Genomic DNA, 13,726 nt, shown 5'->3' on the forward strand with positions numbered 1-13,726 from the left:
ATGGCGGCAATGCTCGAAGTCTCCAACCTGAAATCCTGGTATGGCGAAAGCCAGGCGCTGCACGGTGTCGATCTCACCGTCGGCGAGGGCGAAACCATAACCATTCTCGGCCGCAACGGTGTGGGCAAGACCACGACGCTGCGCACCATCATGGGCATTATCCGCAACCGCAAGGGCGTCATCAAGCTGGGCGGCAAGGATCTGATGCCGGTGCCGCTGCATCGCACGACGAAATACGGCCTTGGTTTCGTGCCGGAAGAGCGCGGCATCTTCGCGACGCTGAGCGTCGAGGAGAACCTGAAGCTGCCGCCCATCGTCGCATCCGGCGGCATGACGCTCGATGAAATATACGAGCTGTTTCCCAATCTTTACGAACGCCGCACCAGCCCCGGCACCAAGCTTTCCGGCGGCGAGCAGCAGATGCTGGCCATGGCGCGCATCCTGCGCACCGGGGTCAAGGTGCTGCTGCTTGACGAACCGACCGAAGGGCTTGCCCCGGTTATTGTGCAGCGCATCGGCGAGGTGCTGCAGAAACTGAAGAGCCGCGGCATGACCGTTGTTCTGGTCGAACAGAATTTCCGTTTTGCCAGCCGTATCGCCGACCGTTTCTACCTGATGGATCACGGTCAGATGGTCAGCAATTTTCCGGTCAGCGAGCTTTCCGGCCGCATGGGCGAGCTCAACAAGGTGCTGGGGGTTTAACGATGACGATGATCTTCGGCGTTCCAATTCAGGCACTGCTCGGGCAATTGCTGGTGGGCCTTATCAACGGGTCGTTTTATGCGCTGCTGTCGCTCGGCCTTGCCGTCATTTTCGGCCTGCTGCGCGTCATCAATTTTGCCCATGGCGCGCAATATATGCTCGGCGCTTTCGTCGCCTTCCTCGGCCTGCAATATTTCGGCATCAATTTCTGGGTGGCGCTGATCGTCACACCTTTCGTCGTGGCGCTGTTCGGTGCGATTGTCGAACGCTTCCTGCTGTCGCGGCTTTACGATCTCGATCCGCTTTACGGGCTGCTGTTCACCTTCGGTCTCGCGCTGGTGGTGGAAGGCACGTTCCGCTGGCTTTATGGCGCTGCAGGCCAGCCCTATTCGGTTCCGCCGCAGCTTGCCGGCGGCACCAATCTCGGCTTCATGTTCCTGCCGAATTACCGCGCTTTCGTCGTCGTCATTTCGCTCATCGTCTGCATCGCCACCTGGGCGTTGATCGAAAAGACGCGGCTTGGCTCCTATCTGCGCGCTGCGACGGAAAACCCGACGCTGGTGCAGGCTTTCGGCATCAATGTGCCTGTTCTCCTGACGCTGACCTACGCGCTGGGTGCCGGCCTTGCCGGTTTCACCGGGGTTCTCGCCGCGCCGATCTATCAGGTCTCGCCGCTGATGGGCACGAACCTCATCATCGTCGTCTTTGCCGTGGTCGTGGTCGGCGGCATGGGGTCGATCATGGGCGCCATCGTCACCGGTTACATGCTGGGCGTCGCAGAGGGCCTCACCAAAGTGTTCTACCCGGAAGCCTCCAACATCGTCATCTTCGTCATCATGGCCTTTGTGCTGCTCATCCGCCCCGCCGGACTTTTCGGAAAGGACGCCTGATATGTCCAAAGCCACCCATAGCCCCACCGCCGGAGCAATGCCGCAGACGGAGGTTTCGACGACTGCCGGCACCATCAAGACCGTGCTTATTCTTGCAGGGCTTGCCGTGCTCATCGCCGCGCCGATGTTCGTTTATCCGATCTTTCTGATGAAGCTCCTGTGCTTTGCGCTGTTTGCGTGTGCCTTCAACCTCCTGATCGGTTACACCGGGCTGCTCTCCTTCGGCCATGCGGCGTTTTTCGGCGGTGCAGCCTATTTCACCGCCTATTCGGTGAAGGAATGGGGCGTGACGCCGGAAATCGGCCTTGTCATCGGCATGGCGGGGGCGGCGCTGCTCGGTCTCGTCATCGGCTTCTTCGCCATTCGCCGCCAGGGCATCTATTTCGCCATGATTACGCTCGCGCTGTCGCAGATGTTTTATTTCTTCTGCCTTCAGGCACCCTTCACCCATGGTGAGGATGGCTTGCAGGGCGTGCCGCGCGGCCATCTTTTCGGCCTTCTCGACCTCAATGCGCCGCTCAACATCTATTACACGGTGCTTGTCGCCTTTGTGTTGGCGCTTCTTGTCATCTGGCGTTTCGTCAACTCGCCCTTCGGCATGATCCTGAAATCGATCCGCGAAAACGAGCAGCGCGCCATTTCGCTGGGCTATAGCGTCCAGCGCTACAAGCTCGGTGCTTTCGTGATGTCGGCGACGCTGGCCGGTCTTGCGGGTGGCCTCAAAGCGCTGGTCTTCCAGTTTGCGACGCTCACCGACGTCACCTGGCAGATGTCGGGCGAAGTGATCCTGATGACGCTGCTCGGCGGTATCGGCACCATGATTGGCCCGATCTTCGGTGCGGGTCTCGTCGTCACCCTGCAGAACTATCTCGCGACGTCCGATTTCCCGGTCACCATCATCACCGGTCTCGTGTTCATGGCCTGCGTTCTGGTGTTCCGGCGTGGTTTGATCGGCGAATTTTACGCGTCGCGGCTCGGGAGAAAACTCGGCTTTCAGCACCGCCGCTAGGCGTTTTTGAGAACACAGGAAAGGCCTCCTCCGCGTCCGGGACGACGCGGCAAGGGCGGCGCGTGGAGAAGAGCATGGGCGAATATGACTATATCGTCATCGGAGCGGGGAGTGCCGGATGCGTTCTCGCCAACCGCCTTTCGAAAGATCCGAACAACCGCGTGCTGCTGCTGGAAGCGGGCGGCAACGACAATTACCACTGGATCCATATTCCGGTCGGTTATCTCTATTGCATCAACAATCCGCGCACCGACTGGTGTTTCAAGACGGCGGAAGAGCCGGGGCTTAACGGCCGCTCGCTGATCTATCCGCGCGGCAAGGTGCTTGGCGGCTGCTCCTCCATCAACGGCATGATCTATATGCGCGGCCAGGCGCGGGACTACGACGTCTGGCGTCAACTCGGCTGCGAGGGCTGGGGGTGGAACGACATCCTGCCCTATTTCCTGAAATCGGAAGACTTTTATCGGGGAAAAAGCGATCTGCACTCCGCCGGCGGCGAGTGGCGCGTGGAAAAGGCCCGTGTGCGCTGGGATGTGCTGGATGCTTTCCAGAAGGCGGCGGGCGAAGCCGGCATTCCCGCAACCGACGATTTCAACCGGGGCGACAATGAGGGGGCCGGTTATTTCGATGTGAACCAGCGCTCCGGCTGGCGCTGGAATACGGCCAAGGCATTTCTGAAGCCGGCGCTTGGTCGCAAGAACCTCACGGTTCTGACCAAGGCCCATGTCAAGCGTCTCATCATCGAAGAAGGCCATGTTACGGGGGTGGAGTTCCGCCATGACGGCGTCCTGAAAAAGATGCGGGCGCGGCGTGAGACGGTGCTGTCCGCCGGTGCCATCGGCTCGCCGCATATTCTGGAGCTTTCCGGCGTCGGCCGTGGCGATGTGCTTCAGGCCGCGGGTATCGACACCGTGGCCGAGGTTCCGGGCGTGGGCGAGAACCTGCAGGACCATCTGCAACTGCGCATGGTCTACAAGGTCTCCGGTGTCCTGACGCTGAATGAAAGGGCCTCCACCCTGTTCGGCAAGGCGCGGATCGGTCTCGAATATGCGCTGACGCGCTCCGGGCCGATGTCCATGGCGCCGAGCCAGCTCGGTGTTTTCACTCGTTCTTCGCCGGAAAAGGAAACCGCCGATCTGGAATATCATGTCCAGCCGGTTTCACTCGACAAGTTCGGCGATCCGGTTCACACTTTTCCGGCCATTACCGCAAGTGTCTGCAATCTGCGGCCGGAAAGCCGGGGCTCAGTGCATGTGAAAGGACCGGATTTCGCCATGCAGCCGGAAATCCGCCCGAACTATCTTTCCACCGAAGGCGACCGCCAGGTGGCCATCGACGCCATGCGGCTGACGCGCCGCATCGTCGCCCAACCGGCCTTCGCGCGATTCAAGCCGCAGGAATACAAGCCGGGTCCCTCCTTCGAAAACGACAATGATCTTGCCAAGGCGGCGGGCGATATCGGCACCACCATCTTCCACCCCGTCGGCACGCTGCGCATGGGGTCGGATATGGAAAGCGTGGTCGATGCGCGTCTGAAATTCCGCAGGCTCGCCGGGCTGCGCGTCGCCGACGCATCGGTGATGCCGCGCATCACATCCGGAAATACCAATTCCCCGACGATCATGATTGCCGAAAAGGCCGCCGACATGATCCTTGCGGACAATCGCTGAAAGGAGCGCTCCGATGAAGACCGTCGCTTTTATCGGGCTGGGACATATGGGCCTGCCCATGGCCGCCAATCTCGTCAAGGCCGGATATGCCGTCAGGGGTCACGATCTTTCCGAAGCCTGCCGCGCGGCGGCGAGAGAGGCCGGTGTTCCCGTTGCTGCGGGTTCTGCCGAGGCTATCGAAGCCGCTGACGTCATCATCACCATGCTGCCGAAGGGCGAACATGTCGTTTCGGTCTATGGCGATCTGGTTCGGAAAATCCCTGCCGGAACGCTTCTCATCGACTGCTCGACGGTGGATATGGAAAGCGCGCTTAAGGCGCATGAACTGGCCGCTTCTGCCGGTTGCCCCTCGGTCGATGCGCCCGTATCGGGCGGAACGGGCGGGGCTGCCGCCGGCACCCTGACCTTCATGTGCGGCGGCGAGGCTGCGGCCTTCTCTGCGGCAAAGCCGGTGCTGGAGGCGATGGGCAAGAAGATCGTGCATTGCGGCAAGGGCGGTAACGGCCAGGCGGCCAAAATCTGCAACAACATGATCCTCGGCATTTCCATGATCGCCGTTTCGGAAGCTTTTGTTCTGGGCGAAAAACTCGGCCTCTCGCATCAGGCGCTGTTCGACGTCGCCTCCACCTCTTCCGGGCAATGCTGGTCGCTCACCACCTATTGCCCGGTGCCGGGACCGGTGCCGACATCGCCCGCCAACAAGGATTACCAGCCCGGATTTGCAGCGGCCCTGATGCTGAAGGATCTGAAGCTTTCGCAGGAGGCCGCCAATGGAGCCGGGGCTTCCACCCCGCTCGGTGCGGCGGCGGCGGCGCTTTACGAGAACTTCGTCGATGAGGGGAGCGGCGGGCGCGATTTTTCCGCCATTGTCGAAATGCTGCGCGGGAGCGAAGCATGACGGACGCCGCGCCATCCGACATCTTATGGGTGCCGCCGGAGAAGAGGCTGGAACGCTCGGCGCTTTTCGCCTTCGCGACGAAAACGGCAAAGCTGCACGGGCAGGCCGCCGATGACTATGCCGGCCTGCTGCGCTGGTCCATCAACGCGCCGGATGAATTCTACAATGAACTGTGGGACGAACTCGGCATTATCGGCACGCGCGGCGATACGGCATTCAAGCCCGGCAAGACCATACGGGAGGCCGAGTTCTATCCGGGTGCAAGGCTCAATTACGCCGAAAACCTGCTGCGCGATGCCGACGCGCGGCTGGCCATCATCGCCCATCGCGACGATGGCACACGGCGTGAAATTAGCCGCAGAGAGCTTTACGACGAGGTGTCCCGCATGGTGCAGGCGCTTGCTGATGCGGGTGTGAGCGAAGGCGACCGCGTCGGGGCCATCGTCACCCATGATATTGAGGCGATCGTGAGTTATCTGGCCGCGAGCGCCATCGGCGCGATCTGGTCTTCCTGCTCGCCGGATTTCGGGCCGGCGGGCGCCTCCGACCGCCTGTCGCAGATCGGTCCGAAAATCCTCATCGCCGTGCCGGAATATGGTTATGCCGGCAAGCGCATCGATGTCGGCCCGACCATCCGCGCCGTCGCGGAAAGTGCGACGCCTGAGAAGATCGTGCTGATCGGCGACGCCGTGCCCGAAAGCCTTGCCGATCTCGGCTGCGTGACGCTTACGGATTTCGTCGCGCCTTATGCGGCGGGCGAGATTGCCTTCAACCGTCTGCCCGTCAAGGCGCCGCTGGCGATCCTTTATTCGTCCGGCACCACCGGCAAGCCGAAATGCATCACCCATTCCGGCGGCGGTTTGCTTCTTCAGCACATGAAGGAGCTGAAGCTGCAATGCGATATTCAGGAAGGGGAGCGCTTCTTCTATTTCACCACCTGCGGCTGGATGATGTGGAACTGGCAGGTCTCCGGTCTGGCGCTCGGCGCTACGCTCGTCACCTATGACGGCAATCCCGGTTATCCCAACCCTGCGCGGCTAATCGACCTCATCGACGCCGAACGGATCGCCACTTTCGGCACGTCGGCGAAGTTTATCGACGCCTGCCTGAAGGCCGGGCTGAAGCCGCGCGAAAGCCACGATCTTTCATCGCTGCGGACAATTCTTTCCACCGGCTCGCCGCTCATCCCGCAATCCTTCGATTATATCTATCGCGACTGGAAGGCTGAGGTGCACCTCGCCTCGATCTCCGGCGGCACGGATATCTGCGCCTGTTTCCTTGGCGGCAACCCTTTGCAGCCGGTGCATCGCGGTGAATTGCAGGGTGCGATGCTGGGCATGGATATCGACACGCTGGACGATGAGGGCCGTTCCGTTCGCGGCGTCGCCGGCGAACTCGTCTGCCGCAATGCGCATCTGTCCATGCCGGTGAAGTTCTGGGGCGATGAGGACGGTTCGCGCTATCAGGCCGCCTATTTCGACCGGTTCCCCGGGATCTGGGCGCATGGCGATTTCGCCGAAATGCGCCCCTCCGGCGGCTATGTCATCCATGGGCGTTCGGATACGACGCTCAATCCCGGCGGGGTGCGCATCGGGACTGCGGAAATCTACCGCCAGGTGGAAACCGTGCCCGAAGTCGAAGAGGCCATTGCCGTCGGGCAGGATATCGACGGCGACCAGCGGGTCATCCTCTTCCTGCGCATGAAGGGCGGCGCAGCGCTGACGGAAGAGCTGGAAAAGACCATCCGCAGCCGCATCCGTTCAGGCGCCACGCCGCGGCATGTGCCGGCAAGGATCATTGCCGTCAGCGCCATTCCCCGCACCCGTTCCGGCAAGATTTCCGAAATCGCGGTGCGCGACACCATTCATGGCCGGCCGGTGAAGAATGCCGATGCGCTCGCCAATCCCGAAGCGCTTGAACTTTTCCGCAACCTGCCGCAGCTGAAGGACTAGGCCGATGGAGGATCAACCGAAAACCGTGCTTGTCACGGGTTCCACCAGCGGCATCGGGCTTGCCATCGCCAAGCGTTTCGCCGAGGCGGGGTATCTGGTCGGGGTGCATGGCATAGAGACGGCGGAGGAGGCGACGCAGGCGCTGGAGGCGGTCGCGAAGGTGGCGCGGCACAGGCCGGTCTATTTTGCCGCCAACCTCGCCAATTATGATGAAAGCGCGCATCTCCCGGAGACCGTCATCGCCGAATTCGGTCATATCGACGTCCTCGTCAACAATGCCGGCATTCAGAAGGTCGCGCCGATAGATGCGTTCGATTTCGCCGATTTCTCCCGCATCGTCGCCATCTCGCTCGACAGCGCGTTTCACACCATCCATGCGGCCTTGCCGCGTATGAAGGAAAGGGGCTGGGGCCGCATCGTCAACATCGCTTCCGCGCATGGCCTGCGCGCCTCGCCCTTCAAGGGGCCTTATGTCGCGACCAAACATGCGGTGGTGGGGCTGACGAAAAGCGTGGCGCTGGAAGTGGCCGAACTTGGCATCACCTGCAACGCCATCTGCCCCGGTTATGTCTGGACGCCGCTCGTCGCCGCCCAGGTCGCCGATCAGGCGCGCGTGCATGGCATGAGCGAGGAGGATGTGGTGAAGAAGGTGATGCTTGCGCCGCAGCCGACCAGACGGTTCGTACAACCGGAAGAAGTGGCGGAAATGGCGCTTTATCTCGCGGGGGACATGGCCCGCTCCATCACCGGCACCACCATCTCGATCGATGGCGGCTGGACCGCGAAATAATCTTCGCATATCCGACGCTGCGCTGGCGCTTCGATACGCAGGCCGCTGGAATGGGCTTGAACCTAATCCTTTTCCGCGTCTGGAACAAAACCCGGACCCCAATGATTAGATCAACAGGGTTACAGGGAGTGAAAGACATGGCCAGAGAAAATACCAGCTATCTCCACGGTCGGGACGCGCCGAAAAGCGAAACGGCAACGCGCGCGCGGCAGGGATCGCGCGGACGTCCCGTCCTTGTCATTCTGATCGTCAGCGTCCTTCTTGCATTGGTGGTTTGGGCCGTTGTCGAATATTCGGTTTTCGAACCCGACGAGAACCTGCCGCAGAACCCGCAGACCGAGACTGCGCCCGTGCCGCAGCAGCCGTCGGGATCCGGAAGCTTCGACAACAATCCGGCGAATGGCCGACCCCAGCCGCCGTCATCGACAGAGACAAATCCCGCGCCGCAGGATTCGACCGGCGCGCCGCAGAACCCGTGACCACCATGGCGTGAAGTTTTTTCGCGCCGATGATGATTTTCATGGAACCAGATCGCGCCCGATTTCATTTCACGCAAAGTGACAGGAATCGGGGGTTTCATTCATGGCAGTCACCGTCACTGCAGTTGTTCTCACGCTGATCGGTCTTGCGCTGTTCGGTTTCGGCTCTCAGCTCGTCATGCTGGGCGGGAGCTTCTATTACGTACTTTCCGGACTGGCCTTTCTGCTGACGGCCGTTCTGCTGTTCAAGCGCAATCGCGCAGCCCTTCACGTCTATGCCGTCTTCATTGTCGCGACGCTCGCCTGGGCCATATGGGAAGTCGGCTTCGACTGGTGGCAGCTTGGTCCGCGCGGCGGTGTAATCATTCTCATAGGCCTCTGGCTTCTGGTTCCCTGGGTAAGAAAGCCGCTCGGTTTTTCGAGCCCGACCGGGCTTAGCTACGGGCCGAATGCCTGGCCGCTCGCGCTGTCCGTCCTCGCCTCCATCGTCGTGGCCGGATATTCCATGGCGCAGGATCCGCATGATACGGCAGGTTCCCTGCCTCAGGAAACGGCCTCTGCCACGCCCGCCTATGGCGGCAATGTACCTGACGGTGACTGGCATCAATATGGCCGCACGCCCTATGGCCAGCGTTATTCGCCGCTCACCCAGGTCAATGTCGACAATGTCTCGCAGCTCAAGGAAGCCTGGCGTTACCAGACGGGCGATGTGAAGCTGCCCGATGATGTGGGGGAAACCACCTATCAGGTGACGCCACTGAAGATCGGGAACACGCTTTATATCTGCACGCCGCATAATTGGGCGATTGCCATCGATGCCGCCACCGGCAAGGAAAAATGGAAATACGACCCTAATGTCGGTCTCAATCCGGATCGCCAGCATCAGACATGCCGCGGCGTTTCCTATTATGCCGAGCCGAATGCCGCTCAAGGCACGGCCTGCGCCGAGCGCGTCTACCTGCCGACCTCGGATGCGCGGCTGATCGCGCTTGACGCCGCCACCGGTCAGGTCTGCACGTCCTTTGCCGATCAGGGTGTGCTGCATCTCGAGCAGGGCATGAAATACAATCCCGCCGGTTATTATTATTCGACCTCGCCGCCCGTCATCGTGGCGGGCAAGATCATCATCGGCGGCGCGGTGAACGACAACTATTCCACGCAGGAACAGTCCGGCGTCATCCGCGCTTTCGATGTGAACAGCGGCGCGCTCGTCTGGAACTGGGATTCCGGCAACCCGGCGAAAACCGAACCGATTGCGGCGGGTGAAACCTACACCACCAATTCGCCCAACAGCTGGTCGGTCTTCAGTTACGATGAAGGCCTCGGCCTCGTTTATATCCCGCTCGGCAATCAGGTGCCGGACCAGCTCGGCATGGGCCGCAGCGAGAATGTGGAGAAATATTCCTCCTCCATCGTTGCGCTGGATATAAACACCGGCAAGGACCGCTGGGTGCGCCAGACGGTTCATCACGATCTCTGGGACATGGACGTGCCGGCCCAGCCGGTGCTGCTCGACATCACCAAGGACGGCCAGACCGTGCCGGCTCTTGTCGGCCCCACCAAGCAGGGCGATATCTACGTTCTCGACCGGCGCACTGGCGAGCCGCTTTTGCCGATCACCGAAGAACCCGCGCCGGGCGGCGCCATCCCGGAGGATTTCACCTCTCCGACGCAGCCGACGACGGCCCTGTCCTTCAAGCCGGCGCCCTTGCAGGAAAAGGACATGTGGGGCGTCTCCATGTTCGACCAGCTCGCCTGCCGCATCCGCTTCCATCAGCTGAACTACAAGGGCCGCTACACGCCGCCCTCGCTGACCGGCTCGATCATTTATCCCGGCAATTTCGGCACCTTCAACTGGGGCAGCGTGGCGGTCGATCCCGAGCGTCAGGTCATGTTCGGCATGCCGACCTATCTCGCCTTCACCTCGCAGCTCGTACCGCGCGCCGACATTCCGCCGAAGGGTCAGGACGAAAAGGGTAGCGAACAGGGCCTCAACCGCAATGACGGCGCACCCTATGGCGTGTTCATGGGTCCGTTCCTCGGTCCGTTGCAGATTCCCTGCCAGGCACCGCCATGGGGTTATGTCGCGGGTGCTGATCTGCGCACCGGCGATATCGCTTACAAGCACAAGAACGGCACGGTCCATGACATGACGCCGCTGCCGCTGCCCTTCAAGGTGGGTGTGCCGGGCATTGGCGGGCCGATGATCACCAAGGGCGGCGTCGCCTTCCTCGGTGCTGCCGTTGACAACTATCTTCGCGCCTATGATCTGACCACCGGCAGGCAGCTTTGGGAAGCGCGCCTGCCGGCCGGCGGTCAGGCCACGCCGATGACCTATGCGCTGGATGGCGGCAAGCAATATGTGGTGATGGTTGCGGGTGGCCACGGCTCCGTCGGAACCAAACCGGGCGACTATGTGATCGCCTATACCCTGCCGTAATCTCTGCAGGTTTCAAGATACAAAAAAACCGGAATGGGCGACCATTCCGGTTTTTGTTGCCAAGGAGGATATCAAGCCGCTTTTTTCTCGGCGGCGGCGTTGACCGAAGTTTTGGCGAGCGCGGTCAGCGCATCATCGGTTTTCGCTTCTTCCTTGAGCGTGGCATCCAGCAACGAAACTGCTTTCGTGTGTCCCAGCTTTTCCGCCCATGCCTTCAGCGTGCCGTAACGGGCGATCTCATAGTGCTCGACCGCCTGCGCCGAGGAAACCAGGCCGGCGTCGAGGGCGGGCGTGCCCTTGAAGTCCTCCATGATTTCCTCGCCCTCGGCGATGATGCCCTGAATGGCTTCGCAGGTCTTGCCCTGCGCCCGCTTACCGATGATCTCGAACACCTCCTGCAGGCGCTCGACGTGCCCCTGGGTTTCTTCCTTATGTTTTTCAAAAGCCTGTTTCAGCTTCGGATCGGTCGCCGCCCGCGCCATTTTCGGCAGGGCTTTCAGGATCTGCCTTTCGGCGTAGTAGATATCCTTCAGCGTATCGTAAAACAGGTCGTCGAGTTTCTTCTCGGCCATTGTTCCTTCTCCCATGTGTGAAAATGCATGCCGTGCGCCCATGCGCACGGGAGACAAACCCTTTGCGGCGCCCATGGTTCCGGTTCGGTTGCGCGCAACGTTTATATTGCCGCGAGGAACCAACACGCCTTTGCGAACTTAGTGTGAAGAAATTTCGGGAGGAGACGCGACAGTGCCCCAGAGCCTTGCAGAAGAATTTTCCATGAATATTTCCATCCCCTTCGAGGTGCTGCTGGTGCGTGTGTTCGGCGCAGTCATCCTGTGCGGCCTGATCGGTCTGGAACGTGAGTTTCACAAGAACACCGCCGGCCTGCGCACCAACATGCTGATCGGCCTTGCCGCCGTCACCTTCTGCGTTATCACCATTCACATGATGGAGACGATGGCGGAAGGCCATGAGGCCGCGCGGCTCGATCCTATCCGGCTGGTGGAGGCCGTAACGGCGGGCATCGCCTTTCTCGCCGCGGGTGTGGTCGTTTATACGAGAGGCGATGTCAAAGGCCTGACGACTGGCGCCAGCATGTGGCTTTCGGCGGCAATCGGCCTCTCGGCCGGCCTTGGCATGTGGCCGCTTGCACTTCTCGCTTCGGGAATGGGCATTGTCGTCCTGTGGACGCTGCGCCGCTTACAGGTGGCGGCGGGCATCAAGGAGGAATGAACGACATCAGCCGAAGCGGAAAAGATCGGCGTCGGGGTCCTTGCCGCCATTGATGGCTGCGGCCACGATTTCAGCGGCGGTCTGGCTGAAGGTGATGCCGTTGCCGCCGAAACCCATCACGGCATAGACGTTGTTCATTCCGGGCACCGCGCCAATCAGGGGCAGGCCGGTGGTGGTCGTGCCGAAGGCCGCCGCCCAGCGATATTCCGGCTTTCCCATGTCGATGCCGAGAAGCTTTTCGATCTTGCGGCGGATCGTCTCCGCCTTGGCGGCGAGCTTGCGCTCCGACTGGTATGCGGTGGGGTTTTCCTCGTCCTCGCCTCCGGCGATCATCCGCCCCTCCCGGTCGGTGCGTAGGTAGAGATAGGGATCGGAGGCCTCCCAGACGATATGGTTCTCCAGCCAGTCGGGTAGGTCGAGCCCCTTTCGGCTCGCCAGCGCCCAGGTGGAAATGATCTGGTGTTTCGGGCTCTCCAGCACTTTCAGGAATTCATAGCCGGTGCAGAAAACGACATTGCGCGCTGAAAGGATTTTGCCGTCGGCGGTGGCAAGGACAACCTCGTCGCCGAGGTTCCTGAGATCGGTGATCTCAAGCTGGGAGACGATTTCGGCGCCGGCGCCCGCCGTGTGGCGCAGAAGGCCGGCCGTCAGCTGTGCGGGATTGGCGGAGGCCGAAATATCGCTGAGGATGGCCCCGGTTCGGTGCAAGCCGTATTGCTCTCTCAGTTCCGCGGCGGTGAGGAGGCGGGCCTCGATGCCCGCTTCTTTGCGGGCTTCTGCTTCGGCCTTCAATGCGCGCGATCCCATTTCGTCTCCAGCCAGATAAAGGGCCTGTTTGCGCCTCATGCTGCAGGAGATGCCGAGCGAAGAAACGATTTCCTCCAGCCGCAGGACGGCGCGGGCGGAACGCTGCCATGCCCTGTCAGCCGCGTGCCTGCCGATCATCTTTCGAAGCTGTGTCAGCGGCGTGTCGATTTCGTGCTGGATCATCGCGGTGCTGGCGACGCTGCTGCCCATGACCGGTTCGCGCCGGTCGACAATCAGCAGGGATTGACCTGTCCGTTGCAGGGCGTGGGACACCAGCGCGCCACTGATACCGGCGCCGACGACGATCGTGTCGTAATGGTCGGCCTCCGGCGTGTGCCTGCTGCGGACGCCAATGCGCGGTGTATCCGCCCACACGGGCTTTGAATCCCTGAGGTCGCGTTCTTTCGTCAGTTCCGATGTCGGCATGAAATCATCCTGAAAGGTCACGGCTCGGTATAGCCGGCGACATTGATGGTGAGCGTTGCGCTGCGGGGATCGTTGCGGAAGAAGAGCGTGCCGGTGTCGCGAGACTCCGAGGCGACGTAATCGAATGTCACATCGGCGCTCTCCAGCGTTGCGCCGTTTTGCTGCAGGTCGCCGCGCACCTGCACCTGCGCCGCCGTCGTCATGGACAGGTTGCGGATATCGAACCGCACCCGGTATTGCCCGGCCTGCGCCGCCACGCCGGTAACGACGATTTCGAAGCGGGCATCCTCCGGCCTGTAGCGATAGATGTCATAACCGATCCAGCCCAGCATGGCGGCGACAAGGAGCGTGCAGATGGCGCCCGTCAGCCATTCCACCCAATGGGGCTCGAGGCTTTCCGTGTGTTTGCGGCCCTTGGATATCGTCATCTTGT

General features: G+C 61.4%; 13 protein-coding genes. 10 read left to right on the forward strand and 3 right to left on the reverse strand.

All coding sequences use genetic code 11. The annotated features are described in order from the left end of the window. The 9 genes from AGR7B_RS20250 to AGR7B_RS20290 all read left to right on the forward strand — a co-directional run bounded on the left by AGR7B_RS20250 (nucleotide 1) and on the right by AGR7B_RS20290 (nucleotide 10,830). Nucleotides 1-702 (forward strand): ABC transporter ATP-binding protein, encoded by a 702-nt coding sequence (locus tag AGR7B_RS20250; protein WP_080857694.1) that lies wholly within the window; start codon nucleotides 1-3, stop codon nucleotides 700-702. A 2-nt stretch (nucleotides 703-704) separates the two neighbouring features. Then, nucleotides 705-1,592, forward strand: coding sequence for a branched-chain amino acid ABC transporter permease (locus AGR7B_RS20255; RefSeq protein ID WP_065657339.1), 888 nt, complete (start codon nucleotides 705-707; stop codon nucleotides 1,590-1,592). Nucleotide 1,593: 1 nt separating this feature from the next. After that, nucleotides 1,594-2,601: a branched-chain amino acid ABC transporter permease gene (locus tag AGR7B_RS20260; protein WP_080857695.1), complete on the forward strand. Its 1,008-nt coding sequence runs from the start codon at nucleotides 1,594-1,596 to the stop codon at nucleotides 2,599-2,601. 74 nt (nucleotides 2,602-2,675) lie between these two features. Further along, nucleotides 2,676-4,271 carry a GMC family oxidoreductase gene (locus AGR7B_RS20265; RefSeq protein WP_080857696.1) on the forward strand — a complete coding sequence of 532 codons (1,596 nt, stop codon included), beginning with the start codon at nucleotides 2,676-2,678 and terminating at the stop codon, nucleotides 4,269-4,271. A 13-nt stretch (nucleotides 4,272-4,284) separates the two neighbouring features. Further along, nucleotides 4,285-5,169 (forward strand): 3-hydroxyisobutyrate dehydrogenase, encoded by an 885-nt coding sequence (gene mmsB, locus AGR7B_RS20270; protein ID WP_065657336.1) that lies wholly within the window; start codon nucleotides 4,285-4,287, stop codon nucleotides 5,167-5,169. Beyond that, a complete protein-coding gene (locus AGR7B_RS20275) occupies nucleotides 5,166-7,121 on the forward strand; it encodes an acetoacetate--CoA ligase (protein ID WP_080857697.1) in 1,956 nt (651 codons plus the stop codon). Before mmsB ends, AGR7B_RS20275 begins: the two co-directional genes overlap by 4 nt. Before the next feature lie 4 nt (nucleotides 7,122-7,125). Further along, nucleotides 7,126-7,911, forward strand: a complete 786-nt coding sequence (locus AGR7B_RS20280; RefSeq protein ID WP_080857698.1) for a 3-hydroxybutyrate dehydrogenase — start codon at nucleotides 7,126-7,128, stop codon at nucleotides 7,909-7,911. A 137-nt stretch (nucleotides 7,912-8,048) separates the two neighbouring features. Continuing rightward, nucleotides 8,049-8,390, forward strand: coding sequence for a flagellar basal body-associated FliL family protein (locus tag AGR7B_RS20285; RefSeq protein ID WP_080857699.1), 342 nt, complete (start codon nucleotides 8,049-8,051; stop codon nucleotides 8,388-8,390). A gap of 103 nt (nucleotides 8,391-8,493) precedes the next feature. Next, nucleotides 8,494-10,830: a glucose/quinate/shikimate family membrane-bound PQQ-dependent dehydrogenase gene (locus AGR7B_RS20290; protein ID WP_080857700.1), complete on the forward strand. Its 2,337-nt coding sequence runs from the start codon at nucleotides 8,494-8,496 to the stop codon at nucleotides 10,828-10,830. 71 nt (nucleotides 10,831-10,901) lie between these two features. On the opposite strand, the gene AGR7B_RS20295 is transcribed toward AGR7B_RS20290, so the two are convergent. Further along, nucleotides 10,902-11,402, reverse strand: a complete 501-nt coding sequence (locus tag AGR7B_RS20295) for a YciE/YciF ferroxidase family protein (protein ID WP_065657331.1) — start codon at nucleotides 11,400-11,402, stop codon at nucleotides 10,902-10,904. A gap of 172 nt (nucleotides 11,403-11,574) precedes the next feature. Between AGR7B_RS20295 and AGR7B_RS20300 the strand changes: the two genes are divergently transcribed. Beyond that, nucleotides 11,575-12,060 (forward strand): MgtC/SapB family protein, encoded by a 486-nt coding sequence (locus AGR7B_RS20300; RefSeq protein ID WP_065657330.1) that lies wholly within the window; start codon nucleotides 11,575-11,577, stop codon nucleotides 12,058-12,060. 6 nt (nucleotides 12,061-12,066) lie between these two features. On the opposite strand, the gene AGR7B_RS20305 is transcribed toward AGR7B_RS20300, so the two are convergent. After that, the gene (locus AGR7B_RS20305; protein WP_080858187.1) at nucleotides 12,067-13,293 is read right to left on the reverse strand and encodes an NAD(P)/FAD-dependent oxidoreductase; all 1,227 of its coding nucleotides are present in this window, start codon (nucleotides 13,291-13,293) and stop codon (nucleotides 12,067-12,069) included. Nucleotides 13,294-13,310: 17 nt separating this feature from the next. Beyond that, nucleotides 13,311-13,721 carry a TIGR02588 family protein gene (locus AGR7B_RS20310; RefSeq protein ID WP_080857701.1) on the reverse strand — a complete coding sequence of 137 codons (411 nt, stop codon included), beginning with the start codon at nucleotides 13,719-13,721 and terminating at the stop codon, nucleotides 13,311-13,313. Nucleotides 13,722-13,726: the final 5 nt, after the last annotated feature.

The organism is Agrobacterium deltaense RV3, from assembly GCF_900013505.1.
Lineage (GTDB): Bacteria > Pseudomonadota > Alphaproteobacteria > Rhizobiales > Rhizobiaceae > Agrobacterium > Agrobacterium leguminum.

Coding starts and splice junctions, on each gene's coding strand:
- AGR7B_RS20250 (WP_080857694.1), top strand. CDS start 1: ATGGCGGCAATGCTCGAAGTCTCCAACCTGAAATCCTGGTATGGCGAA.
- AGR7B_RS20255 (WP_065657339.1), top strand. CDS start 705: ATGACGATGATCTTCGGCGTTCCAATTCAGGCACTGCTCGGGCAATTG.
- AGR7B_RS20260 (WP_080857695.1), top strand. CDS start 1,594: ATGTCCAAAGCCACCCATAGCCCCACCGCCGGAGCAATGCCGCAGACG.
- AGR7B_RS20265 (WP_080857696.1), top strand. CDS start 2,676: ATGGGCGAATATGACTATATCGTCATCGGAGCGGGGAGTGCCGGATGC.
- mmsB (WP_065657336.1), top strand. CDS start 4,285: ATGAAGACCGTCGCTTTTATCGGGCTGGGACATATGGGCCTGCCCATG.
- AGR7B_RS20275 (WP_080857697.1), top strand. CDS start 5,166: ATGACGGACGCCGCGCCATCCGACATCTTATGGGTGCCGCCGGAGAAG.
- AGR7B_RS20280 (WP_080857698.1), top strand. CDS start 7,126: ATGGAGGATCAACCGAAAACCGTGCTTGTCACGGGTTCCACCAGCGGC.
- AGR7B_RS20285 (WP_080857699.1), top strand. CDS start 8,049: ATGGCCAGAGAAAATACCAGCTATCTCCACGGTCGGGACGCGCCGAAA.
- AGR7B_RS20290 (WP_080857700.1), top strand. CDS start 8,494: ATGGCAGTCACCGTCACTGCAGTTGTTCTCACGCTGATCGGTCTTGCG.
- AGR7B_RS20295 (WP_065657331.1), bottom strand. CDS start 11,402: ATGGCCGAGAAGAAACTCGACGACCTGTTTTACGATACGCTGAAGGAT.
- AGR7B_RS20305 (WP_080858187.1), bottom strand. CDS start 13,293: ATGCCGACATCGGAACTGACGAAAGAACGCGACCTCAGGGATTCAAAG.
- AGR7B_RS20310 (WP_080857701.1), bottom strand. CDS start 13,721: ATGACGATATCCAAGGGCCGCAAACACACGGAAAGCCTCGAGCCCCAT.